Annotated in this window: 29 protein-coding genes and 2 pseudogenes; 25 read left to right on the top strand and 6 right to left on the bottom strand. The window is 69.7% G+C overall.

Going from position 1 to position 20803, the window contains the following annotated elements:
* Positions 1-99 precede the first annotated feature (99 nt).
* Together ACH5AC_RS04810 and ACH5AC_RS04815 are read left to right on the top strand one after the other, a co-directional pair.
* Positions 100-1449, top strand: coding sequence for an FAD-binding protein (locus tag ACH5AC_RS04810; protein ID WP_398860193.1), 1350 nt, complete (start codon positions 100-102; stop codon positions 1447-1449).
* Between the two features lie 475 nt (positions 1450-1924).
* Positions 1925-3322 carry an FAD-binding oxidoreductase gene (locus ACH5AC_RS04815; protein WP_398860194.1) on the top strand — a complete coding sequence of 466 codons (1398 nt, stop codon included), beginning with the start codon at positions 1925-1927 and terminating at the stop codon, positions 3320-3322.
* Between the two features lie 23 nt (positions 3323-3345).
* On the opposite strand, the gene ACH5AC_RS04820 is transcribed toward ACH5AC_RS04815, so the two are convergent.
* Positions 3346-3759, bottom strand: coding sequence for a cytidine deaminase family protein (locus ACH5AC_RS04820; protein ID WP_398860195.1), 414 nt, complete (start codon positions 3757-3759; stop codon positions 3346-3348).
* Positions 3760-3921: 162 nt separating this feature from the next.
* Between ACH5AC_RS04820 and ACH5AC_RS04825 the strand changes: the two genes are divergently transcribed.
* From ACH5AC_RS04825 to ACH5AC_RS04880, 12 genes and pseudogenes are all read left to right on the top strand, one after another.
* Positions 3922-4185, top strand: coding sequence for a GlsB/YeaQ/YmgE family stress response membrane protein (locus ACH5AC_RS04825; protein ID WP_398860196.1), 264 nt, complete (start codon positions 3922-3924; stop codon positions 4183-4185).
* 94 nt (positions 4186-4279) lie between these two features.
* A pseudogene (locus ACH5AC_RS04830) lies at positions 4280-4579 on the top strand (gas vesicle protein); the annotation flags it as partial.
* A gap of 33 nt (positions 4580-4612) precedes the next feature.
* Positions 4613-5089, top strand: coding sequence for a gas vesicle protein GvpJ (gene gvpJ / locus ACH5AC_RS04835; protein ID WP_398860197.1), 477 nt, complete (start codon positions 4613-4615; stop codon positions 5087-5089).
* Between the two features lie 8 nt (positions 5090-5097).
* Complete coding sequence (locus tag ACH5AC_RS04840) at positions 5098-5811, top strand: GvpL/GvpF family gas vesicle protein (RefSeq protein ID WP_398860198.1); 714 nt, start codon at positions 5098-5100, stop codon at positions 5809-5811.
* Positions 5812-5836: 25 nt separating this feature from the next.
* Positions 5837-6103 carry a gas vesicle protein GvpG gene (locus tag ACH5AC_RS04845; protein WP_398860199.1) on the top strand — a complete coding sequence of 89 codons (267 nt, stop codon included), beginning with the start codon at positions 5837-5839 and terminating at the stop codon, positions 6101-6103.
* A 28-nt stretch (positions 6104-6131) separates the two neighbouring features.
* Complete coding sequence (locus ACH5AC_RS04850; RefSeq protein ID WP_398860200.1) at positions 6132-6800, top strand: ABC transporter substrate-binding protein; 669 nt, start codon at positions 6132-6134, stop codon at positions 6798-6800.
* Positions 6793-7854 carry an SRPBCC family protein gene (locus ACH5AC_RS04855; RefSeq protein WP_398860201.1) on the top strand — a complete coding sequence of 354 codons (1062 nt, stop codon included), beginning with the start codon at positions 6793-6795 and terminating at the stop codon, positions 7852-7854. Before ACH5AC_RS04850 ends, ACH5AC_RS04855 begins: the two co-directional genes overlap by 8 nt.
* A gap of 42 nt (positions 7855-7896) precedes the next feature.
* Positions 7897-8367: a gas vesicle protein gene (locus ACH5AC_RS04860; RefSeq protein ID WP_398860202.1), complete on the top strand. Its 471-nt coding sequence runs from the start codon at positions 7897-7899 to the stop codon at positions 8365-8367.
* Positions 8364-9167 carry a GvpL/GvpF family gas vesicle protein gene (locus ACH5AC_RS04865; protein ID WP_398860203.1) on the top strand — a complete coding sequence of 268 codons (804 nt, stop codon included), beginning with the start codon at positions 8364-8366 and terminating at the stop codon, positions 9165-9167. The genes ACH5AC_RS04860 and ACH5AC_RS04865 overlap by 4 nt, the downstream gene beginning before the upstream one ends.
* Before the next feature lie 59 nt (positions 9168-9226).
* Positions 9227-9511, top strand: a complete 285-nt coding sequence (locus ACH5AC_RS04870) for a gas vesicle protein (protein ID WP_398860900.1) — start codon at positions 9227-9229, stop codon at positions 9509-9511.
* Complete coding sequence (locus ACH5AC_RS04875; RefSeq protein ID WP_398860204.1) at positions 9489-9866, top strand: gas vesicle protein K; 378 nt, start codon at positions 9489-9491, stop codon at positions 9864-9866. The genes ACH5AC_RS04870 and ACH5AC_RS04875 overlap by 23 nt, the downstream gene beginning before the upstream one ends.
* Before the next feature lie 575 nt (positions 9867-10441).
* Positions 10442-10591, top strand: coding sequence for a hypothetical protein (locus ACH5AC_RS04880; protein ID WP_398860205.1), 150 nt, complete (start codon positions 10442-10444; stop codon positions 10589-10591).
* 2 nt (positions 10592-10593) lie between these two features.
* On the opposite strand, the gene ACH5AC_RS04885 is transcribed toward ACH5AC_RS04880, so the two are convergent.
* On the bottom strand, positions 10594-10854 hold the full coding sequence (locus ACH5AC_RS04885) for a GntR family transcriptional regulator (protein ID WP_398860206.1): 261 nt from the start codon (positions 10852-10854) through the stop codon (positions 10594-10596).
* 157 nt (positions 10855-11011) lie between these two features.
* On the opposite strand from ACH5AC_RS04885, the gene ACH5AC_RS04890 reads away from it, so the two are divergent.
* The gene (locus ACH5AC_RS04890; protein ID WP_398860207.1) at positions 11012-11248 is read left to right on the top strand and encodes a hypothetical protein; all 237 of its coding nucleotides are present in this window, start codon (positions 11012-11014) and stop codon (positions 11246-11248) included.
* Positions 11248-11526 carry a hypothetical protein gene (locus ACH5AC_RS04895; protein ID WP_398860208.1) on the top strand — a complete coding sequence of 93 codons (279 nt, stop codon included), beginning with the start codon at positions 11248-11250 and terminating at the stop codon, positions 11524-11526. The genes ACH5AC_RS04890 and ACH5AC_RS04895 overlap by 1 nt, the downstream gene beginning before the upstream one ends.
* On the opposite strand, the gene ACH5AC_RS04900 is transcribed toward ACH5AC_RS04895, so the two are convergent.
* Positions 11523-12032, bottom strand: coding sequence for a hypothetical protein (locus tag ACH5AC_RS04900; RefSeq protein ID WP_398860209.1), 510 nt, complete (start codon positions 12030-12032; stop codon positions 11523-11525). The genes ACH5AC_RS04895 and ACH5AC_RS04900 overlap by 4 nt on opposite strands.
* A gap of 230 nt (positions 12033-12262) precedes the next feature.
* Here ACH5AC_RS04900 and ACH5AC_RS04905 point away from each other — a divergent pair, with 230 nt between their 5' ends.
* Both ACH5AC_RS04905 and ACH5AC_RS04910 read left to right on the top strand, forming a co-directional pair.
* Positions 12263-12448, top strand: a complete 186-nt coding sequence (locus ACH5AC_RS04905) for a hypothetical protein (protein ID WP_398860210.1) — start codon at positions 12263-12265, stop codon at positions 12446-12448.
* A gap of 193 nt (positions 12449-12641) precedes the next feature.
* Complete coding sequence (locus tag ACH5AC_RS04910) at positions 12642-13427, top strand: GNAT family N-acetyltransferase (protein WP_398860211.1); 786 nt, start codon at positions 12642-12644, stop codon at positions 13425-13427.
* 2 nt (positions 13428-13429) lie between these two features.
* On the opposite strand, the pseudogene ACH5AC_RS04915 reads toward ACH5AC_RS04910, so the two are convergent.
* A pseudogene (locus ACH5AC_RS04915) lies at positions 13430-13846 on the bottom strand (ATP-binding protein); the annotation flags it as partial.
* A 112-nt stretch (positions 13847-13958) separates the two neighbouring features.
* Between ACH5AC_RS04915 and ACH5AC_RS04920 the strand changes: the two are divergent.
* Positions 13959-14189, top strand: coding sequence for a tyrosine-type recombinase/integrase (locus ACH5AC_RS04920; RefSeq protein WP_398860901.1), 231 nt, complete (start codon positions 13959-13961; stop codon positions 14187-14189).
* Positions 14190-14544: 355 nt separating this feature from the next.
* On the opposite strand, the gene ACH5AC_RS04925 is transcribed toward ACH5AC_RS04920, so the two are convergent.
* Together ACH5AC_RS04925 and ACH5AC_RS04930 are read right to left on the bottom strand one after the other, a co-directional pair.
* Positions 14545-15222 (bottom strand): GNAT family N-acetyltransferase, encoded by a 678-nt coding sequence (locus tag ACH5AC_RS04925; RefSeq protein WP_398860212.1) that lies wholly within the window; start codon positions 15220-15222, stop codon positions 14545-14547.
* On the bottom strand, positions 15143-15901 hold the full coding sequence (locus tag ACH5AC_RS04930; protein ID WP_398860213.1) for a GntR family transcriptional regulator: 759 nt from the start codon (positions 15899-15901) through the stop codon (positions 15143-15145). Before ACH5AC_RS04930 ends, ACH5AC_RS04925 begins: the two co-directional genes overlap by 80 nt.
* Positions 15902-16366: 465 nt before the next feature.
* Here ACH5AC_RS04930 and ACH5AC_RS04935 point away from each other — a divergent pair, with 465 nt between their 5' ends.
* From ACH5AC_RS04935 to ACH5AC_RS04960, 6 genes are all read left to right on the top strand, one after another.
* Positions 16367-16636 carry a DUF6284 family protein gene (locus ACH5AC_RS04935; protein WP_398860214.1) on the top strand — a complete coding sequence of 90 codons (270 nt, stop codon included), beginning with the start codon at positions 16367-16369 and terminating at the stop codon, positions 16634-16636.
* Positions 16633-16905 carry a DUF6303 family protein gene (locus ACH5AC_RS04940; protein WP_398860216.1) on the top strand — a complete coding sequence of 91 codons (273 nt, stop codon included), beginning with the start codon at positions 16633-16635 and terminating at the stop codon, positions 16903-16905. Before ACH5AC_RS04935 ends, ACH5AC_RS04940 begins: the two co-directional genes overlap by 4 nt.
* The gene (locus ACH5AC_RS04945; protein WP_398860217.1) at positions 16902-17798 is read left to right on the top strand and encodes a DUF2637 domain-containing protein; all 897 of its coding nucleotides are present in this window, start codon (positions 16902-16904) and stop codon (positions 17796-17798) included. The genes ACH5AC_RS04940 and ACH5AC_RS04945 overlap by 4 nt, the downstream gene beginning before the upstream one ends.
* Positions 17798-18145: an RRQRL motif-containing zinc-binding protein gene (locus ACH5AC_RS04950; RefSeq protein ID WP_398860218.1), complete on the top strand. Its 348-nt coding sequence runs from the start codon at positions 17798-17800 to the stop codon at positions 18143-18145. Before ACH5AC_RS04945 ends, ACH5AC_RS04950 begins: the two co-directional genes overlap by 1 nt.
* A 1-nt stretch (position 18146) precedes the next feature.
* Positions 18147-18464 (top strand): hypothetical protein, encoded by a 318-nt coding sequence (locus tag ACH5AC_RS04955; protein WP_398860219.1) that lies wholly within the window; start codon positions 18147-18149, stop codon positions 18462-18464.
* A gap of 101 nt (positions 18465-18565) precedes the next feature.
* On the top strand, positions 18566-20680 hold the full coding sequence (locus ACH5AC_RS04960; protein ID WP_398860220.1) for an FtsK/SpoIIIE domain-containing protein: 2115 nt from the start codon (positions 18566-18568) through the stop codon (positions 20678-20680).
* Positions 20681-20803 lie beyond the last annotated feature (123 nt).

The raw sequence follows: 20803 nt of genomic DNA on the forward strand, positions 1-20803 counted from the left end.
CGCGGAATCACGGTCACCGGGGCGGCGGCCGTGATCGGTTTCGACACGGCGACCCGAAGCTGGGCCACGACAGGCCCGGAGTCCGCTTCCGAGGCACGCATGGCCGGAATCCCCCGGCTGGACGGCACCTTGCTGATGGACGAGGCGTCACTCGCCGCCGCGGCCGACGACTACGGCCACCTGGTCCACCGCCGCCCCGCCGCCGTCCTGCGCCCGGGTTCCGTGCGCGACATCGTCGCCATGGTCCGCTTCTGCAACGACCACTGCGTGCCGTTCGCACCGCGCGGCCAGGGACACGCCACGTTCGGCCAGGGCCAGGTCGAGGGCGGCCTGATCATCGAGACCACGCCCCTCGCGGCGATCGGCCCTCTGGGCCCGGACAGCACCACCGTCACCGTCGGCGCCGGCGCCAAGTGGAGCGAGGTGGCCAGGGCCACGATCGCCCACGGCCTCACCCCGCCCGTCTTCACCGACTACATCGAACTCTCCGTCGGCGGCACCCTGTCCGTGGGCGGCCTCGGCGGCCAGGCCCACCGCTACGGCGCCCAGGTCGACAACGTCACCGCGCTGCGCGTCGTCACCGGCGCCGGCGAACTGATCCGCTGCTCCCCGACCCAGCGCGCCGACCTCTTCCGCGCGGTGCTGGCCGGCCTCGGCCAGTGCGGGATCATCGTCGAGGCCACCCTGCGCCTGGTCCGCGCCCCCGAGACCGTACGCCACTACACGCTGACGTACGACAACCTGCACACGTTCGTCGAGGACCAGCGCACCCTCGTCGAGGACGGCCGCTTCGACTATGTCGCGGGCCAGGTGCAGGCCGACGCCGAGGGAGCCTTCCGCGTCTACGTCCTGGAGCTGGCCGCGTACGGCCCACCGGTCGGCCCCGTCCCCGACGACACGACCCTGCTGCGCGGCCTGCGCCACCTCCCCTCCGGCGTCGAGGCCGGCGACCTCCCCTACTTCGCCTTCCTCGACCGGATCGCCCCCATCATCGAGGCCCTGAAGCAGGCCGGCGTGTGGACCCACGCCCATCCCTGGCTCAACCTCCTCCTCCCCGGCGACCGCGCCGCCGACCTCAGCGGCCCGGTGCTGGACGCGCTCACCCCGGCCGACTTCGGCCCCGGCGTCATCCAGCTGTACCCGATCCGGCGCGACCGCCTCACGACCCCGCTGTTCCGCACCCCGGACGACCCGTTCCCGTACCTCTTCGACGTCCTCGGCGCGATCCCGCCGGACGACACGACCACGATCAACCGCGTCCTGGCCGCCAACCGCGCCGCCTACGACACCACCGCCGCGGCCGGCGGCACCCAGTACCCCGTGGGCAGCATCCCCTTCACCCCCTCCGACTGGCGCACCCACTTCGGCCCGTCCTGGTCCCACTTCGCCGCGGCGAAGCAGACGTACGACCCACGCGGCCTCCTGACCCCGGGCCAGGGCGTCTTCTGACCCATTGCCCACACCGGGAGGCCCTGCTCGGACTCAGGGCCTCCGGCCTCCGGCCGCCGGCCGCCGGCCGCCGATGCCGCGACGACGCCTCGCACGCGCCGTCGCGGCGACCGCCGCCCTGGCCGCGACCACCACCGGCTGCGGGGTGCCCAGCGGCGCCGTCACCGGCGTCTCCGTGACCGACGACGGACGCTCCCGGCACCCTCACCCCCGGCACGACCTACGTCCTCCACGGCTGGACCAAGGACAACTCGTGGTCCTCGACCCACGTCTCCTTCACCCTGTCGACCCGGGACACTCTCACCCCGGGAACGGTCCACTACGAGGACCTCGCCGCGAGCGAGCCCAGGGCCACCGCCGCCCCTGTCGCCGAGTTCGAGGCCGACGCCTGCCGCGAGGCACAGCGCCCCCTCGCGGGCCCATGTGGCTCGGGTCACACTGGACAGAGAGGGGGGCCGACCGAGGGGCATCCACCATGACCGGCATAGACGCAACCGCTGTCGAGACCCTGCGCACGGGACTGCGAGGCCGTGTCGTCACACCCCAGGACGCGGACTACGACGACACCCGCAGCATCTACAACGCCATGATCGACCGGCGTCCGGCCGCCATCGCCCAGTGCGTGGACGCGACGGACGTACGGAACACCCTCGCCTTCGCCCAGGAGACCGGGGTCGATCTCGCCGTACGCGGCGGCGGACACAGCGGCCCGGGGCTCTGCCTGATCGACGACGGACTCACCCTCGACCTGTCCCCGATGCGCTGGACGCGAGTCGACCCCGAGGCGAGAACCGTGCAGGTCGGCGGCGGCAGCCAGCTGGGCGACCTGGACCACGCGACCCACGGCTTCGGCCTCGGCCTCCCGGCCGGGATCATGTCGACGACCGGGGTGGGGGGCCTCACCCTGGGCGGCGGCCACGGCTACCTCACCCGTAAGTACGGCCTGACGATCGACAACCTGCTCTCCGCCGACGTCGTACTGGCCGACGGGACCTTCGTCACCGCCTCCGAGAAGGAACACCCCGACCTGTTCTGGGCGCTGCGGGGCGGCGGCGGCAACTTCGGCGTGGTCACCTCCTTCACCTACCAGCTGCACCCGGTGCACACGGTCGGCGTCGCGGTGACCGTGTGGCCGGTCGACCGCACGGGAGAGGTGCTGCGCTGGTACCGCGACTTCCTCCCCGCCGCCCCGCACGACCTCTACGGCTTCTTCGCGGTCCTCGTCGTCCCGCCCGGTCCGCCCTTCCCGGAGCCGATCCAGGGGCAGAAGATGTGCGGCGTCGTCTGGTGCTACACCGGCGACCTGGAGGAGGGCCGTCTGGAGGAGTCCCTCTCGGTCGTCAACGACCCGGCACCCCCGGCCTTCCACTTCGCCACCCCCATGCCCTACCCGGCCCTCCAGACCATGTTCGACGAGCTGATCCCCAAGGGCCTGCAGTGGTACTGGCGCGGCGACTTCTTCGACGCCGTCTCCGACGAGGCGATCGCGGTCCACGAGCGCTACGGCGACGGCATTCCCACCGACGGCTCGACGATGCACCTCTACCCCGTGGACGGCGCCGCCCACCAGGTCGGCTCCGGCGACACGGCCTTCGCCTACCGGGACGCCGTCTGGTCCGGCGTCATCGCCGGCATAGACCCCGAGCCCGACAACGCCGCCCTCATCCGCCAGTGGTGCGTCGACTACTGGACCGACCTCCACCCCCACTCCATGGGCGGCTCCTACGTCAACTTCCTCGGCGAGGCGGAGGGCCCGGAACGCGTCCGCTCCACCTACCGCACCAACTACGACCGCCTCGCCACCGCCAAACGCTCCTACGACCCCCACAACTTCTTCCGGGCCAACCAGAACATCCCGCCGTCGACCGAGTGAGACGGCACGGCACCTCAGGCACCTCAGTCGTCCTGGTCCGCCCACACATAGCCGTGCGGCAGCAGGCCGGTCACGGCGATGCTCCGTATTCCCTCGGCCGTCGGCACCAGCACCCGGATGCCCGGGTGCTGGTCGAGGAGGACCTGCCGGTCACGGCCGCACGGCGCGAGCACACCGCGCGCCCGGTCCCCGACCGCGACGACGGTCGTCAGCTCACGCGCCCCGGCGGCACGGGCGTTCCCGAGCGCCACCAGCTCCGCACAGGGGCCGCCGGTGAAGTGGTACACGTTGATCCCGCCGAACATCCGCCCCCGCGCGTCCCGCACGGCGGCGCCCACCGTGTGCACCTCTCCGTCACCGTTCTCCTCCACGATCCGCTGGGCGAGCCCGACCAGCTCCAAGTCGTCTTCCGTCGGCAGATACAGCTTGCTGTCCACGCACGGCACCCTACGGCCGCCCCGGCACCCGCCCGAGCAGAGTGGCCCTGAGCAGGGTGAGCCTGAGCAGAGTGACCTTGAGCAGAGTGGCCCTGAGCAGAGTGGCAGTGAATCGAACGGGTACTCGCACGCCACCAACGAGCGAGGGATGGCATACCGCCCATGGAAATCTCAGGTGTCCTCAGTGCAATCGTGATCGGCACCGTCATCGGTGTCCTCGGTCGACTCGTCCTTCCGGGCCGCCAGCGCATCGGCGTCCTGTGGACGATCCTGATCGGCATCGTCGCCGCCCTGATCGGAACCGCTGTGGCGTCCGGCCTGGACGTGGCCGACACCAAGGGCGTCGACTGGATCGAGTGGCTCATCCAGATCGCCCTGGCGGCGCTCGGCGTGTCCGCGATCGCCAAGGTGAAACTGCGTCGTTGACGGACGATCTGGCACGAACCGTGACAAAGGCCGATGATTGAGTTCAGGAAGAAGAAGGTGATTCCCCACGAGTGATCGTGAGCCGCGCAAGGCACCCCGCTCTTCCCGACAGACGCCCGCCGAGACCCGAGTGTCCGCCGCCAAGGCCATGCGCGCCGCCCTGGAGCAGCTGAGCGAGCTGCTCGGGACGGTTCCGGAGTCCGTCTCCTCGCTGAAGCCGACGGACCAGGGCTGGGAAGCCGACGTCGAGGTCGTGGAACTCGAACGGGTCCCGGAGACGACCAGCGTCATGGCGAGCTACCAGGTCGTCCTGGACCCGCAGGGAAAGTTGCTGGCATACGAGCGCGGGCGCCGGTACACCCGCGCGCAGACCGACAGACCGGACAGCCGCTAGGGCGGCTGCCCCTTCAGCGGAGGGAAGGATCCCGTGACTGTCGTGCCGCAAGGCAACGGTGGTGGTGTTCCCGCACCCGCGGGTGGTTCGGGAAACCTCTACGACGTACTGGAACTCGTCCTCGACCGGGGCCTGGTCATCGACGCGTTCGCACGCGTCTCCCTGGTGGGCATCGAGCTGGTGAAGATCGACGCCCGCGTGGTCGTCGCCAGCGTCGACACGTACCTGCGCTTCGCCGAGGCGTGCAACCGACTGGATCTGGAAGCGGGCCGCAAGGCCCCCGCGCAGCTGTCCGACATCGTGGAGGACGCCTCCAAGAGCGGCTCCCGGGGCAAGACCAAAGGCGCGCTGGCCGGCGCGGTCGAGGCGGTCACGGAGTCGCTCGGGAAGGGCCGCGACGAGGACACCGACCATGAGCGGAAGCCGCGGCGCGAGCGGCAGGCCGAGCATGTCGACGGCAGCTCCGACGGCGACTCCGGCCGCCGCTCCTCGAGGCACCGGGAGGAGTGAGCGACCCGATGTCCCTCTACGTGTACGCCATCACCAAGGCGTCGCATCCGCTGCGCCTGGACGGCCTGCGGAGCGTCGGGAACCCGGACGGCACGCTGCGCGCCGTGCGCAGCGGCTCCCTGTGTGCCGTCGTCAGTGACAGCCCCACGGACCTCTCCGTCGCACGCGACGACCTGGAGGCACATCACCAGGTGCAGGAACGGCTGTGGGCCGACGGCCCCGTCCTGCCGCTGAGCTTCGGTTTCGTCGCCGGCAGCGAGGACGACGTACGCGCCGTCCTCGACGAGCGGGCCGAGGCGTTCGCGCTCCGCCTCGACGAGCTGTCCGGCCGGGTGGAGTTCAACGTCAAGGCGATCCCCGACGAGGACACGCTGCTGCGCGCGATCCTCGACGACAGCCCCGAGGCCCGGGAGCTGAACGAGCGGACCCGCGAGGGCGGCGGGACGTACGAGGATCAGCTGGCCCTGGGCCAGTTGGTGGCCGAGGAGGTGCAGCGCCGGCAGGAGGTCCTCGCCGAGGCGGTCCTGGCGGCGCTGCGTCCGCTGGCGCTCGCGGAGCAGGTGGCGCCGCCGTCCCAGTCGTACGCCGTGAACGCGTCGTTCCTGGTGGACGACGACCGGTCCGAGGAGTTCACGCGCGTGGGCCAGGACCTGGCCGAGCAGTACGGCGAAGGGGTGGAACTCCGTCTGCGGGGTCCACTGCCGCCCTACAGCTTCGCTTGAACGGTGTGCGTGAGGAGGAAGCACAGTGGCTGGACTGATCGTCGAGGTCCTGGCGCTGCCGCTCGCTCCCGTGCGGGGCATCGGCTGGGTCCTCGACAAGGTGGTCCGGGCGGCCGAGGAGGAGTACTACGACCCCGGACCCGTACAGGAAGAGCTCGTGGAGCTGCAAAGGGCGCGGGACGAGGGCCGCGTCGACGACGACGAATTCGCCCGGCGTGAGGAGGCGTTGCTGCACCGCTTGGAGGAGATCAGCGCCTATCAGCTGCGCCGAGGTGGAGAGCGCGGGCTGTGACACCGCAGGCGAGGAGAGAAGACGTGCCATGAACAACACCAAGATCGGCGCAGCACTGCTCGGTGGATATGTGCTGGGCCGCACCAAGAAGGCCAAGTTCGCGCTGAGCCTCGGCGCCCTGCTGGCCGGGTCGCGGGTCAGGCCGGGGGAGCTCGGCAAGGTCGTGCAGCGGTCTCCCTTCCTGAACACCATCACCCATCAGGTGCGCTCCGAGCTGACGGGCGCCGGCAAGGCGGCGGCGACGTCCGTGATGACGGCGAAGGCCGGCAGCCTGGCGGACGCGCTGCACGAACGCACCGTCCGCATGCAGGAGAAGGCACAGCCAGGCGGCGACGGTGAAGCCGCCGACAGTGAACGGGAACCCGAGGAGAGCGACCAGGAGCAGGAACCCGCCGAGAGCGAACGCGAACCCGCGGAGGACGACCGGGAAACCGGCCAGGCCGAGGAAGCCGACAAGGCCGAGGAAACCGGCGGCCAGGCCGAGGAAACCGGCGGCCAGGGACGCCGTAAGTCGCGGCGCGGCGCGTCCGGACAGGACGACGACGACGAGCAGCCGGCGCCGTCCAGGCGGAAGACGTCCACGGCCGCCGGGTCCGGGCAGGACGACGAGCAGCCGCCACCGCCCAAGCGGAAGGCGTCCACCGCCGCCCGCTCGCGGAGCACCACCGCACGTTCGAGGAGGCCCGACGATGGCTGAGCGCAAGGCAACGGCCCCCGCCGGGGCGGGCACCGACCGTCTGCGGGAGGAGCTGGAGCACTACATCGAGGCGCGGCTCCAGCTGATGCTGGACGGCGTGGGCCGCCGCATGGGCGACAGCGCACGCCGGCTGGGCGAGGCCCACGTCCCCGGACCGCAGGGCATGGCCACCGCCGTGGCGGAGCGCGGCAGGAGACTCCGTGAGCACCTGCCGTCCGGCGCCGACGCACTGACCTCGACCGCCACCCGCGCCAAGGACACCGCCGCCCACGCGAAGGACACCGCCTTCCACGCCAAGGACACGGTGCTCCACAAGGCCAAGGACGTCACCGGGAAACGACGCGAGAAGGGCGGCACCGACAAGGCCCCGGACGCCGCGGGCAAGGGCCTGACCATCATCGAGGACATCGACGTGGGCGTCCCGGTCCGCGAGGCGTACGACCAGTGGACGCAGTTCCAGGACTTCGCCCGTTTCAGCAAGGGCGTGGTCGGGGTCGAGCAGGAGGACGACACCACGACCAAGTGGCACGTCAAGATCGGCAAGGCGAGCCGCCACTGGCAGGGCGTCATCACGGAGCAGGTCCCCGACGAGCGGATCGCCTGGACGTCCGAGGGCGACCACGCCACCACCAAGGGCGTGGTCACCTTCCACCCGCTCGGGGAGAACCTCACCAAGGTGCTGCTCGTCCTGCGCTACTACCCCAAGGGCGTCGTCGAGCGCACCGGCAGCCTGGTCCGCGCCCAGGGCCGCCGCGCCCGCCTCGACCTCAAGCTCTACCGCACCTTCGTGATGATGCGCGGGGAGGCCACCGGCGGCTGGCGCGGCGAGATCCGCGACGGCGAGGTGGTCCGCGAGTCCGAGGAACCTGAGGGAGCCGAGGAGCCCAAGGAAGCCGAGGAATCCGAGGAACCCGAGGACGAGGACGAGGACGCCTACGACGACGAAGAGGAGGAGGAGTCGGAAGAGGAGGAGCCCGAGGACCGGTACGACGACGCGGCGTACGACGAGGAGGACTCCGACTGGGAGGAGGACGAGGACCACCACAGCCGCTGATCCCGTGGGAACCGGAGCCACCGAAACGAGGTCGAGTGTGCCGTGACCGAGTCCGATCCCGTCGGCCCCAGGCGGACCTTCTCCCCGTACGCTCAAGGAGAATCCAGCGCCAACCTCGCCGACATACTCGAACGCGTGCTCGATAAAGGCATCGTCATCGTCGGTGACATCAAGATCAACCTGCTGGACATCGAGCTCCTCACGATCAAACTCCGTCTCCTGGTGGCCTCGGTCGACAAGGCCAGGGAGATCGGCATCGACTGGTGGGAACACGACCCCGCCCTGTCCTCCCGCGCCGCGGACAGCCACCGCACCCTCGAAGAACAGAACCGGCGGCTGCGCGCCGAGGTGAGGGAACTGCGCGAGCGGGCCGCGCGGTCCCCCGCCGAACTGCCCGAACGGGAGTCGACCGGCCGCCGCGCCCGCCCGCCGAAACGCGACCCCGACGCCGAGCCCCGACGCGGTAGACCCAGACCCAGACCCAGAGACGACGACCAGGACCGAGAACCGTGAACCGGCAGCTGAGCTACGCCTACGCGGTGCTTCGCGCCGCCGAGCCGCCGCCGACGGCACTGGCAGCGGTCCGCGGCGTGGCGCAGGCACCCGTCACACTGGTCGACGCGGGCAGTGTGGCCGCGGCGGTCAGCGCCGTACCCGCCGACGAGTTCTCGCAGACCGCCCTGAAGGCGCACCTGGAAGACCTCCGGTGGCTGGAGTCGACCGCCAGGGCCCACCACCTCGTCATCGAGACCCTCGCGGCCCACACCTCGGTCCTCCCCCTGCGACTGGCCACCGTGTACCTCGACGACAACCGGGTCCGGGAGATGCTGCAGGCCCATGAGGCCGCGTTCACCGCGTCCCTGGACCGGCTCGCCGACCACGTGGAGTGGGGCGTGAAGGTGTACGCCGACATCCCGCCCTCCTCCGCCCCACCCCCACCACCGAGCGGACCCGCCGACGACCCCAACCCCGGACGCGCGTACCTCCGGCACCGCAGACATCAACGCCAGGCGCACGAGGACACCCGGCGCGCCGCCGAAGAGGCTGTCCGGCGCACCGAACTACAGGCCCAAAACCTGGCGGTCGAACGCACCCGCCACCGCCCACAGCAGGGCACCCTGGCGGCCCCGGCGCCCGGCGAGAACATCGCCAACGACGCCTATCTCGTCCCCCGCCGCCTCGCCGAGGAGTTCCGCGACCGGATGAGCCACGCCGCCGACGATTTGCCGGGCGTACGGATCGAGGTCACCGGCCCCTGGGCCCCGTACTCCTTCGCCGGCCTTCCCCCACCGCCGGAAGCCCCGCAACGGTGACAGGGCACGACACGCACGACGACACGCACCACGACACGCACCACGGCATGCAGGACGACATGTACGACGAGTACGACGAGTACGACGCCTACGACTACGGCGACGACCGCCCGATCAGCCAACGCCAGGTGGCACTGATCGACCTCCTCGACCGGCTCCTGAGCGGCGGCGTCGTCCTGACCGGCGATCTCGTCCTGTCGATCGCCGACATCGACCTGGTGCGGATCTCGCTGCGCGCGCTGGTGGTCTCCATCCGCGAACAAGCCGACACCGCATGGTCTCCCCTCCTCCCCCCACCCCCGCGACACGACGGCGGCAACCATGCCGAACCCGAACCCCCCTGACCGGCTCCAGGAGCTGTCCGACGCCGCGACCCGCGCGTTCTCCCTGCTGCCCGCCCGCCCGGACGACCTCGCCGGCCGGGGCACGGCACGCCGCCTGCGCACCGACCCCGAGACCGTGGAACGCGACCTGGTCAAACTGGTCCTCACCATCGTCGAGCTCCTGCGCCAGCTGATGGAACGCCAGGCCCTGCACCGGGTCGACCAGGGCGACCTGACCGAGGACCAGGAAGAACGCCTCGGCATGACCCTGATGACCCTGCACACCGCCATGACCGACCTCTGCGCCCGCTACGACCTCACCCTGGAAGACCTCAACATCGACCTGGGCCCCCTGGGCCCACTCCTGCCCCCTTGAACCCGCTTCCTTCCTGTTCCTGGCAGCGGCTGTCACCCTTTCTCTGCCTGCCGGGCCGGATGATCCTGACGCGGCTTTCCGTCAGGCTCGCCGATGAAGCAACCAAGGGGGGACGGGAATGATCAGGGCGCGGAAGTCCTTCGTCCCCGCGGCGTCTCCAGCGGCCGTACGCCGGCGTGCCCACCGCTGGACCGCTCTCGCCGGCGCGGCCCTGCTGTCACCCTTCGCGACACTCACCGCGGCGGCGGCCGGCTGGGGCCCGTCCGAGGCGGCCATCATCCTGGCACTGCTCGCCATACCCACCGCTGTCCTCACCCTCAGCGAGATGTGCGAGGAACGGCCCCCTGCCCGCACCAGCGGACCCCGCCTCACCGCACGGGCCCTGACCGGCGAACGCACGGTCGACCTCTCCGCGCTCAGCACCGTCCACCTGATCACCTACTTCTCCCGCTCCGGCATCTCGGAACGAGTGCTCCTCATCCGCGACGCCAACGGCACGCGCCTGGGCCTGAAAACCACCACCAGCCGCGCCGCCCTGCGCCGCGCCCTGGAGCGCCCCTCTCCACAAGGCCCGCGTGAGCAGAGCGGCCCGCGTACACCTGGGCCTGACCCCCAACCGCAGCCCCCTGCTGCTCCACACCATCGCCGGCTGGCTCACCATGGTGCTCGGCACCTGCGGCTACATCACCACGGTCCTCGCCCTCGCGGACCAAGTCCCGAAGTAGCCCTACGCCTCTTCCCCAGCGGCAGCCTCCTTGTGCCGCTCGGCGACGAACGACCCGAGGCCGGGCTCGGTGTAGGTGAGTCCCTCCGCCCGCAGCGCGCGGAGCACCTTGTGCGCGGTCGCGTTGGCGATCCCGAACTCCTCGGTGAGTTGGACAACGGAAGGCACTCGGGTGCGCGGTGGATACGTGCCATCGGCGATCCGGCCGCGTACTACCTCGGCCACCTGGCGCCAGCGGGGAATGTCGGGAACGAACTCAATCACCGCTCCAGCATGCCCATGCCTAGACTTCTGTGCGATTCATGGCATCCCTGAGATCCCTAGCATGCCTAGCACACGCAAGCTACTCTGGTCATGAAGAGCCCCGGCGACGGTTGGAGCCGCCCCGGGGCACGGCCACCAGCTGATCGGAGCTGATGACATGACCGACCTTATCCGCCGACTCGTCACCTGGGCGGTCACACCACTGAAGGAGCACAGCGCCGACCCCCACCCGGCGTTCACCCCACCCTGGCCGGGCCCCACACCCCTCCCCGCCCACCGCAGCCCGTACGTCCCGGCCGACACACCACTCGACACAACTGCAACCAGCCCTGTCCGCCCATACGTGATCGTCCACGAACAACGCCTCGCCGCCCCGGCCCTGGAGGCGGCCTGATGCCACGCGAGCCGCGCCTGCTCCCTTGGTCCGGCACCGAAGGGAAGCCCTGCTACCTGATCACCGACAGCAACGGCGGACCGATCTCCCGGCTGGCCGACCTCACGGAGACGACCCAGCTCGACATGGGCCGTAAGCTCCTCGACCACGCCCACGGAATGCTCCCCGACACCCCACCCGGCGAACTCCGCTTCCTGGCCGAGCGCCTGACCGAGGCCCTCCAAGACGCCCTCCGCATCGCAGAAAGCCGCGGCCGCCGCCTGACCCACCTGAACTAGCACCAGGCAAATCCATCATGGCTGGCCGTGATGTCCAGGCCGTAGTCGCCGGCGCTGTCGCCGAGGTCGCTGGGGAACCACACAGCGAGGTGGGCGGTAGTGCCAGCGACGGGCTTCTCGAAACAGAGCGCTGATGTGTCGACCGCGAGGCTGCCAGGTGCCGGGGACGGCGAAGGATTGGCGCTCTCGAGTCGCCAGCCGTCTTCGGCGGCGGCCTGGCGGTAGAAGGACAGCACGTCGGTCCGGGATGTCGTGTATTGGTAGTACTGCCCGGCGTAGGCGAACCCGTCGTCCTCGTCGCATCCGGAGTACCGATCGTCCTTGGGCCGCGTCTGGCCCGGGTGCGCGTCGAGGATGGACAGGGACGCCAGGGTGGGGGCGAGTTCTTGATCAGCTCTGGTACACCCGTAGAGCCCACCCGACAGTGCCCACACGCCCGTTGCCGCGATGATGGCTATGCCGCCGGTGCCGACGAGAACCGGCGTAGCCACTCTCTTCAGCTTCATGGCGCGGAGGGTAGCCCAATGGATCTACAGGGGCCGCACAGCACCACCTCCGAAGGTCGGGCAAGCCGTGGCCCCCTCTTCCCCGAGGGGGACAGCGCGGCTTCCTCGGCGCTCGCCGCTCGTCGCCCGTGTACGAGGGGACTGTCAAACGAGTGGCTCAGCGGCCGGAGCACAAGCGACGCTGCTGCGCCCTCCGGAAGTGTTGCAAGAAGCTTCCGTCTGACCGGACCGTGCGCTTCCTGCTGGTGATCCTGCGTGCCGCTCTCCAGCACGCCGTACGTGAAGACGAACTGCCGCGCAACGTGGCACGGAACGTGGAGCTGAGCATGGAACTGGCTTCGTTGATCTCCAAGAACAGCGTTTGTCGACGGTTTCCGGAGGCAGCTGGTGATCAACCAGCTCTGGAGTGTGGATGAGAAATGACGGCGCTGCGTGGATGCGAACGTGTCGACGGCCGGCCGCTCGAAGGGCGGCTGGCCGTCGAGGCAGGTAGCGGCAGAGGTCAGTACCTGTTCTGATCTCCGGTGGCCGGGTGAGGCAGTGCAGCCCTGATGTTCGCGCGCTTTCGACCGGCGATTATTCACTTGACCCGGTCCGTACGGTGTTTGAGTGAAGGACACTCTGATCGACGAACTCCGCACCGTGTATGACGCCCAACTCCGTGGTGTCACCCCGCCTGGCGGCAGCGCCCGCGTCGAGAAGGACGGCCCGTTGACCCGTGTCGTCGGTTGGCACCGTGGCTTCGTCACGGGCCCACGCGACCTCGGTGTGTACGGGGCAGAACTCGACACGCTCATAGCGCGGCAGCGTGACTTCTACGCTGCCCGTGGTGAGGCGGTCGAATGGAAGACTCGCGCCCATGATCTCCCCACCGACCTCACCGACCGGCTCACCGCGGCCGGCTTCGTCGCCGAGGACAGCGAGACGGTGCTCATCGGGCAGGCCGCAGACCTTGCCGCCGACCCCGTCCTGCCCGACGGCGTGACCCTCCGCCGTGTCACCGCCAGATCAGACCTCCAGCGCATCGCCGCTCTGGAGAGCACCGTCTGGGGCGAGGACTGGAGTTGGCTCGCCGACGACCTGGCCGCCCGGGTCGAGAACGCCCCAGAGAACACCATCGTCCTCGTCGCCGAGGCACACTCCGAAGTCGTCTGCGCCGCCTGGCTGGTGTTCAACGACGGCGTCGACTTCGGCGGCCTCTGGGGCGGCTCAACGCTCAAGGAATGGCGCGGACAGGGCATCTACCGGGCCATGGTCGCCCACCGAGCCCAACTCGCTGCTGCCCGCGATGTCCCCTACGTCTACGTCGACGCCTCAGCCGACAGCGCCCCGATCCTCACCCGGCTTGGCCTGCACGCGGTCACCACGACGACACCGTATGTCTGGTCACCCTGAGCTCAGCCGGCCTTCGCCGGCTCCTCGGCTCGTGCCCGGGTGCTGACGAGGCGGTAGGAGTCGGTGCCGGTCTCGATGATGGTGCCGTTGAAGGTCAGGCGGTCGACGATGGCCGCGCAGAGACGTGGGTCGGTGAAGGTCTTGGTCCAGCCACCGAACGACTCGTTGGAGGCGATGGCGACGCTGTTCTTCTCCTCGCGCTCGGTCAGAACCTGGAACAGCGGCTCGGCGCCGTGCCGGTCCAGTTCCATATATCCCAGCTCGTCGATGCAGAGGAGGTCGACGCGGCCGTAGCGGGCGATGGTCTTGTTCAGCTGCTTCTCGTCGGCCGCCTCGACCAGCTCATTCACCAGCTTGGTGGCAAGCGTGTAGCAGACGCGGTAGCCCTTCATCGCGGCCTCGGTGCCCAGGGCGATCAGGGGCTGTGGGCCGCGTACGAACTGGCGGTCCGCATCGGCCTTCGGCGCGGTGAGCTGCTGGGGCTGCGCTGGTCGGACGTAGACCTTCAACCTGAACCGCTCCTTCGAGGCCCTGTGTGCCCGCGCCGGCGTCCGCAAGGTCCGCTTTCACGACCTGCGTCACACCTGCGCTTCGCTCCTCCACGAACAGGGCGCCGACGCCCGCATGATCATGGAAGTCCTGGGCCACGGCTCCATCCGCGTGACCAGGGACATCTACACCTTCGTACGGCTCGACTCTCAGCGATCCGCTTTCGATCGCGTCGGGGACGCATTGAGGGGTGACGGCAACGGGCCGGGATGATGACGACGGCGCGGCCGGTGTCCGCGTAGCCGTCTGATCGGTCCCGCACCCGCCCTCTGAGGCGGTTGCTGTCAAACACTGCCGTCAAGGCAAAAGCCAGAGGCCCTGTGGATCACTCCACAGGGCCTCTGGTCTGCTGTGCACTCGGCAGGACTCGAACCTGCAACCTTCTGATCCGTAGGCGCGTCAACCCTGGATGCACGGGGCGCCGACCAGCCATTCAACGCCGTCAATCCACGGTCGCGGATCGGTGTCGGTCCGTCGTTGTGTGTCGGTGTACGTGGCTGTTGATGTCAGGCGTTGATGTCAGGGCGCCGTTCCCTTTCCGCAGGTCAGGCGCCAAAGGGCCAGCACGTCAGCCCTTCTGGTGCGGCACATCGACGAGGGTTGTCGCGTCTTCGCGCCAACCCTGGTAGGGCCCGACAGACAAGGGAGCATGCGGCAAGGTCACCTCACCCGCCGGGCGTTGAGCGAGCCATCCTGAACGCCTGTGAGACGGCGCCTCAGTGCGCACGTGCTTGAACCCCAACCGTTCGTAATAGGCGTGTAGTTCAGTGTTTGACCGCCATGTGTCGATTCGCACCCAGGTTCGCCCTTCCAGCGCAGCAAGGCGCGATACCCAGTCGATGACCCGTGTTCCGAGGTGCCGACCGGATGCTTCGCGCGCGACCATCAACTTGTACAGGTACAGGGCTGATTCGGGGTGGTCGGTGTCCGTCCAGAAGTCCCGGTCAACGGGCCCACGGCTGACGGTGGCTAGCACCTTGTCGCCCTCACCGACAACGACCCAGGCCCGCCCCTCATCTATGCTGGCGCGCCATTTCGCAATGGCGCGCTCGCCGGTCTCCGCATCGCTCCACTGGTCGGTTCCCTTGGTGCGCAGCCACCGTTCCGCCTCTGCTCGGAGAGCCAAGAGGGCGGGTACGTCCTCCGCCGCTGCGGGGCGAAGGTACTCAGTCCGTGCTGACTTCATAGAGGATCTTGTGCCTGTCTCCGGGAAGGATGGTGACCATGCAGCGGAGTGGTCGACCATCCGCGTCATAGCCCGTTCGGGTGTGCTCAGCGACAGGTGTTGCCGCAGGTAGAGCAAGTTGTTCGGCCTCAGGGCGAGTCGGCATCCGCACCGAGATTTCGTCCACATATTTGGCCTGGACGAGTCCCACGGACGCCAAGATGCCGCCGGGCGCGGAGACATCTCGCGGCTCCATCAGGGGCGTGCCAGTCACAAGTTCCTGAGGGAAGTACGAGTCAGCCAGCGCGTAGGGCCGGTTGTCTATGAACCGGACGCGCTTACGCGCCACGGCCAAGCCGTTTTCGGGGAGTTCGAGGCGTTCGCGAACGTGGGATGGAGGCTCCACGATCGACACAGTGATGTCTTGCCGGGGAGCGTTCCCGTTCTCCGCAATCACGCTTGCCCACTGGTCACCAGCGGTTCTGCCTTCAACCGCCGTGGCGTGGCGGCTACGACTCTCCAGCGTCGTCCAGTTCCACACGACAGGCGGGTAGTCCTCGCGAACGTACTTCCCCTGGCCCTGGCCCGTGACGACCAACCCTTCCTCAATCAGGAGGCGGACGCCGGCGCGGATGGTCTCGCGACTGTAGCCGTACTGGCTCATCATCTTGGATTCGCTGGGGAGCGCCTCACCCCCTGCCAGCCTCCCGGACAGGATCTGTTCGCGCAGGTCATGGGCGATTTCCTGAGCCTTCGTCATGCCGCGACGCACCAATGACACTTCCCCTCTACTCCAACTCCTCCGTACAAGTTAGACCAGGGGGCTTGACTCTCCAAGCGCGACTCGTGCAATCTCTTGCCAAGGCACTCCTCCAGACAAGCTAGACGGGGTGTCCCGTACGGCTCTGCTGTACATGTGCGCCCGGAGGAAAGCCCCAGCTCAGGCGGGGGTGAGTACGAAGGAAGCGCAGGTTCATTGACAACTGAATGGGGATCACGCCGCCTCTCCTCGGCCAAGTAGGCGGCCGCACGGGATCTCCTCCCGTGTGAGGTACAGCGCACTCAATCTCCGCAGCACCGCTGCGGCCGGTTGCCTCCGCTGCACGTCTCGTACGTGCAGCGCTGAGGGGAGCCGGAAGTTCCGACTTCAACGGCAAGCGCCCCCGGTGCTGGAACACCGGGGGCGCGGTTCGGGCCGTTCACCTGTGAGAGGACACACGACCCTATGAGCCACATCGTCACTGTTCAGGACGCTGTTACCGCGTTCGCCGACTTCATGGAGCCGACGGATGCGGAGCTGGACGCGATCGAGCAGGAGTCCCCCGTCATCCTGGCGGAGGTCGACCTGTTGGACGCGCAGATCAAGGCCATGGACCGCCCCGTGAACGAGGTGGACGCCCGCCGCATCCGCCGGGCCCGCAACCGGGTGCTGGCGGCGCGGCGGGACCTGGTCAACCGTACGGCCGCCGCGAGCCTGCCCGGGGGTGCGGCGTGACGTGCAGCGCTCGCTTGACCAACAGCTTCGCCGGTGAGTGGGAGCTGTACGTCGTCACCGACGGCCCAAGCTGGGAATGGCCCGAACGCTTCTTCGAGCGGACCGGGCCGGTGCCCACCATGCAGGAGCGGGCGGAGGTGCTGGTTCTGCTCGGCTACGCCGTCCCGGACGGTGCCGAGTGGGAGTGGCAGGAGATCCCCAACGGCGCCATGGACCGGGTGGAGCTGCTGGCGTCCGTCGACGTCCGGCCGGTGGGCGGTGCGGCATGAACCTTCACCGCAAGGGTCGCGCCGCCCTGGTGCTCGCCCTGGTCGCCGTCGTCGGCATGGCGTTCCGCGTGTCGTGGAACGCGCTGCGGGACATCGCTGGCGCCGTCGGCGCGGACGACACGGCCGCGATGCTCTACCCGTTCGTGGTCGACGGATTGATGGCGCTCGCCCTGATCGCCACCCTCGTACTGGCCGACCGCGACCGCACGTTCGCGCTGCGGGTCCTGGGCGCCTACACGGTCGCCTCACTCGTGCTGAACTACGTGCACGGGCTGGTCCCGGAGTTGCACGGCCGCACGGTCGGCTGGGGTCGACTGGCCGACTGGGACCCGGCGAACTGGGCCCTGGTCCTGCTCGCGACATCGCTGCCGGTCGGGTCGATCTACTTCGGTTCCGATCTGGTCGCCAAGGTGCTGCACCACCGGCCCGCCCCGATTCCGACCGCGAGCGCGAATGCGGAGGAATCCACCGAGACCATGAGGAAACGGTCTACGGCTGACCTCGCGGTATCGACCCCGGCGCCGACCACGCCGAACACGGCGCGGCTGCCCCGACCGGTGGCCGTCGGCTTCCTGAAGTCGACCCTCCCGACCAAGCCGCTCCCCCCGGTCGACCTCGCTCCGGTCGCCCCGATCGAGCGGCGCGCGGTCGCGGCGGAGTCGGCCCGACCGCGCCGCGCCACCGGCCGCGTGCCGGCGGTGGCGAAGTCGACCCGTCCGAAGCGCACGCCGGATCAGTTGCTCGCCGAAGCACGCAAGGTGACGGCCGATTGGCCGGATGCGAAGGTGACCGGCGAGGGCATCCGCCGCGCCATCCACACGTCACCGGCGAACGCCCGGTCGCTGCGGGACACGATCCTTGCCGAACGCGCCGCATCGGCTGAGGTCGTGTGATGGCGGCGCTGCCGGTGTTCCGGTGGCGCCTGGCCCCGGACGGCTACGCCACCCGCCGCCAACTGAGGGCGCAAGGGTTGCGGCCTGGTGGTCAGTGCGTGGCCGCGCAGCTCGAACGGCCGCGCCGCCGCCGGGGGCCGCTGGTCGCCTACCTCTACCGCGTCGACCTCGCCCTGCCGGTCCGGCCGATGACGCCGGGCCGGTGGGCGGCGCTGGCCAAGGCGAACGCCGCCCGCCGCCTCTGCCCCGCCTGCCGGCGCGACGCCGGATACGTCATCCCCGCCTCGCTCGGCACCTGCGTGCCGTGCGCCTATCCCGACCCGGACGGGTCCGAACGGAGTCACTGACATGGGCAACTCCGAGATACGCCGCCTCGACCGCGCGATCCAGGCGACCACGAAGAAGCTGGAAGCCGTGCGGCGGGGTGAGTGGTGGCCGCTGACCAGCCGTGAACGCCTCGCGATGACGCGCGCGATGGCCGGTGGCGCCCGCAGCGTCTACAAGGGCCGCAGCACGACCGGCGCGGAAGACCGTATGGACTCCATCGGTTCTGCTGCCGAGATGAGGCTGAGTGCGGAGCTGACGGCCCTGCACGGCGAGCGTCAGCGTCTGATCACCGAGGCCGCCCGCGCCAAGGCCGACAAGAAGTCTTCCCGCTGGTTCTGACCAGCCGCTACCGGGGTGGCCGCCCCTGCCACGGACACGGCCACCCCGGCATGTCTCCTCAACTCCCGCCCCGTATCGGGGCAGTCAGGAGCACTTCCAGCATGTCTGAGAACGTCGTCCACCTCCACAAGCCCACCGACCCCCCGACCCCCGACACGACCCCCACCGTGCTCACCGTCGTGCCCGACGCCCCGCCGACGCCGCCCGTGCCGCTGTGGGTCCGCTCCGGCCGCGCGGTGAAGAAGGCCGCCACGCACGAGACGACCCGGGCGACGGTCCGGGCTGCGGCCCGGCACGCGTCCTACACCTTCAACGGCGGACGGATCGTGGCCCGCCGAACTTGGGACGGCCGTACCGGGTCCCGGTACGAGCGGATGATCCGGGCGGCGGAAGCGGCGGGGAACCTGGAAGCGGCCGAGGAGTGGGAGGAGCGGCTGCAGCGCTTCCGCGCCGCCCGCCACCACCGCCGCATGGACCTGCTGCACTCACCGGTGGAGGCCGCGAAGGGGGTGGCCGTCGGCGCCGGGATGAGCATCGGTGTCCTGGTCGCCCTCGGAGTCGTCATGGCCCTCAACACGGGACAGGTCGGTGACGTCATCACCCCGCTGTCGGCGACGGTCGACTTCATCGCCCTGGTGATCCGGATCGTGCAGGTGGTCTGGGGTCCGGCGCTGACGATCGGCCCGTTCCTGGCCCTGCTCGCCCTGTGGTCGGTCGGCCGTAAGCAGCAGGCTGCCCCCGCCTGGGCACTGCCCGCGAACGTGCGGTCGGGTGAGGGTGAGCCGATCACGCCGTCCATCGTGGTCAAGGCCCTGCGCGACCTGGGCGTGCCCGCTCTGGCGCGTGCCATCAAGGAGATGGGCGACGCCGGCGCGTCCATGCTCGGACCGATCACCATCGCCGGATGCGGTGTCGAGGTCGACGTGACCCTGCCTTCCGGGGTGTCGACCAACGAGGTGCAGAACAAGCGCCGCAAGCTTGCCGAGAACCTCACTCGGCACGAACACGAGGTGTTCATCACCATCCCGACCGCCGCGCGCACGGTGCGGCTGTGGATCGCCGACTCCGGCGCGCTGGACGAGCCGATCGGCCCGTCCCCGCTGGTCACCGACGACACGATGACCGCCGACTACGCCAAGGGCAAAGCCCCGTGGGGTCAGGACCTGCGCGGCGACGCCGCGAGCTTGAGCCTGTACCAGCGCCATCTGCTCATCACGGGTCTGTCGAACCAGGGCAAGACCGTTGCCCTGCGCTCCCTGGCCCTGTGGCTGTCGCTGGACAAGTCGGTGCAGTTCCTCATGGGCGACCTCAAGGGCGTGGGCGACTGGGCCATGTTCGACGGCCTTGCCACGACCCTGATCCAGGGTCCGACGGATGAGCATGTGATCCAGGTGACCGAGATGGTCGAGGGCGCCGTCGACGAGATGAACCGCCGTATCCAGGCGCCGCCCGGCACCGTGTTCCCGCCGCTGATCGTGCTGGTCGACGAAGCGCAGGTGGCGTTCATGTGCCCGGCCAAGGACGCCGACAAGCGCCCCTACGGCGGCTCCAAGGCCAACTCCCGGTACTTCATGGCCGTCCGGAAGATCCACAATCAGGGGCGGGCCGTGAACGTGCTGATGTGGCAGGGCACCCAGGACCCGACCAACGAGAACCTTCCCAAGCTGGTCCGCGAGGGCGCCCACACCCGCGCCTCCCTCGCCCTGGGCACCGAGTCGCAGGCCCGCATGGCACTCGGGGACAAGGCCGTCGACGGCGGCGCCGCTCCGAACCTGCTGCGTCCGGGGCTGGACCGGGGAACCCTGGTCGTCGCCTCCGACGGCATCACCATCCCGGCCGGACAGTCGTCCATCACGGTGCGCACGCACTACATCGACGACGCCGCGGCCGAAGCCATCACCGACCGGGCCAAGGCCCTGCGCGACGGCGTCACCACCCTGCACGCCATCGAACGAGGCGAGGAACACGATCCGCTCGCCGACATCGCCGCCGTCATCGGCGACGCGCCCCGCGTGCGGACCAAGGACGTGCTGAACCGGCTCGCCACACGGAACCCGGACGCCTACGGCGGCTGGTCGTTCATCGACCTCAAGCGCGTCCTGGACGACGCCGGCGCGGAGCCGTACAAGTCCGACGGCGTCATGGTCGTCGCCCGTGACCGCGTCGGCCGCGCCCTCGCCAACCGCAACACCGAGGGTTCCGCTTCCGCCGACTGAAGGCAGGGAGCCGACCCCCGAACGGTCAGGGAGGCAGGGAGAACTCCCTGAACGCCTCCCTGACCCGCCTCCCTGGCCCTGACCTGCGTGAATGATCGTTCAGGGAGTCAGGGAGGCACGCAG

Origin of the sequence: Streptomyces sp. NPDC018693 (assembly GCF_044391385.1) — a bacterium.
Classification (GTDB): Bacteria; Actinomycetota; Actinomycetes; order Streptomycetales; family Streptomycetaceae; genus Streptomyces.

Coding starts and splice junctions, on each gene's coding strand:
- ACH5AC_RS04870 (WP_398860900.1), top strand. CDS start 9,227: ATGTACGACGAGTACGACGAGTACGACGCCTACGACTACGGCGACGAC.
- ACH5AC_RS04815 (WP_398860194.1), top strand. CDS start 1,925: ATGACCGGCATAGACGCAACCGCTGTCGAGACCCTGCGCACGGGACTG.
- ACH5AC_RS04945 (WP_398860217.1), top strand. CDS start 16,902: ATGAACCTTCACCGCAAGGGTCGCGCCGCCCTGGTGCTCGCCCTGGTC.
- ACH5AC_RS04875 (WP_398860204.1), top strand. CDS start 9,489: ATGCCGAACCCGAACCCCCCTGACCGGCTCCAGGAGCTGTCCGACGCC.
- ACH5AC_RS04935 (WP_398860214.1), top strand. CDS start 16,367: ATGAGCCACATCGTCACTGTTCAGGACGCTGTTACCGCGTTCGCCGAC.
- ACH5AC_RS04850 (WP_398860200.1), top strand. CDS start 6,132: ATGAACAACACCAAGATCGGCGCAGCACTGCTCGGTGGATATGTGCTG.
- ACH5AC_RS04955 (WP_398860219.1), top strand. CDS start 18,147: ATGGGCAACTCCGAGATACGCCGCCTCGACCGCGCGATCCAGGCGACC.
- ACH5AC_RS04855 (WP_398860201.1), top strand. CDS start 6,793: ATGGCTGAGCGCAAGGCAACGGCCCCCGCCGGGGCGGGCACCGACCGT.
- ACH5AC_RS04925 (WP_398860212.1), bottom strand. CDS start 15,222: ATGGTCGACCACTCCGCTGCATGGTCACCATCCTTCCCGGAGACAGGC.
- ACH5AC_RS04840 (WP_398860198.1), top strand. CDS start 5,098: ATGTCCCTCTACGTGTACGCCATCACCAAGGCGTCGCATCCGCTGCGC.
- ACH5AC_RS04950 (WP_398860218.1), top strand. CDS start 17,798: ATGGCGGCGCTGCCGGTGTTCCGGTGGCGCCTGGCCCCGGACGGCTAC.
- ACH5AC_RS04890 (WP_398860207.1), top strand. CDS start 11,012: ATGACCGACCTTATCCGCCGACTCGTCACCTGGGCGGTCACACCACTG.
- ACH5AC_RS04810 (WP_398860193.1), top strand. CDS start 100: ATGGCCGGAATCCCCCGGCTGGACGGCACCTTGCTGATGGACGAGGCG.
- ACH5AC_RS04895 (WP_398860208.1), top strand. CDS start 11,248: ATGCCACGCGAGCCGCGCCTGCTCCCTTGGTCCGGCACCGAAGGGAAG.
- ACH5AC_RS04825 (WP_398860196.1), top strand. CDS start 3,922: ATGGAAATCTCAGGTGTCCTCAGTGCAATCGTGATCGGCACCGTCATC.
- ACH5AC_RS04900 (WP_398860209.1), bottom strand. CDS start 12,032: ATGAAGCTGAAGAGAGTGGCTACGCCGGTTCTCGTCGGCACCGGCGGC.
- ACH5AC_RS04930 (WP_398860213.1), bottom strand. CDS start 15,901: ATGACGAAGGCTCAGGAAATCGCCCATGACCTGCGCGAACAGATCCTG.
- ACH5AC_RS04960 (WP_398860220.1), top strand. CDS start 18,566: ATGTCTGAGAACGTCGTCCACCTCCACAAGCCCACCGACCCCCCGACC.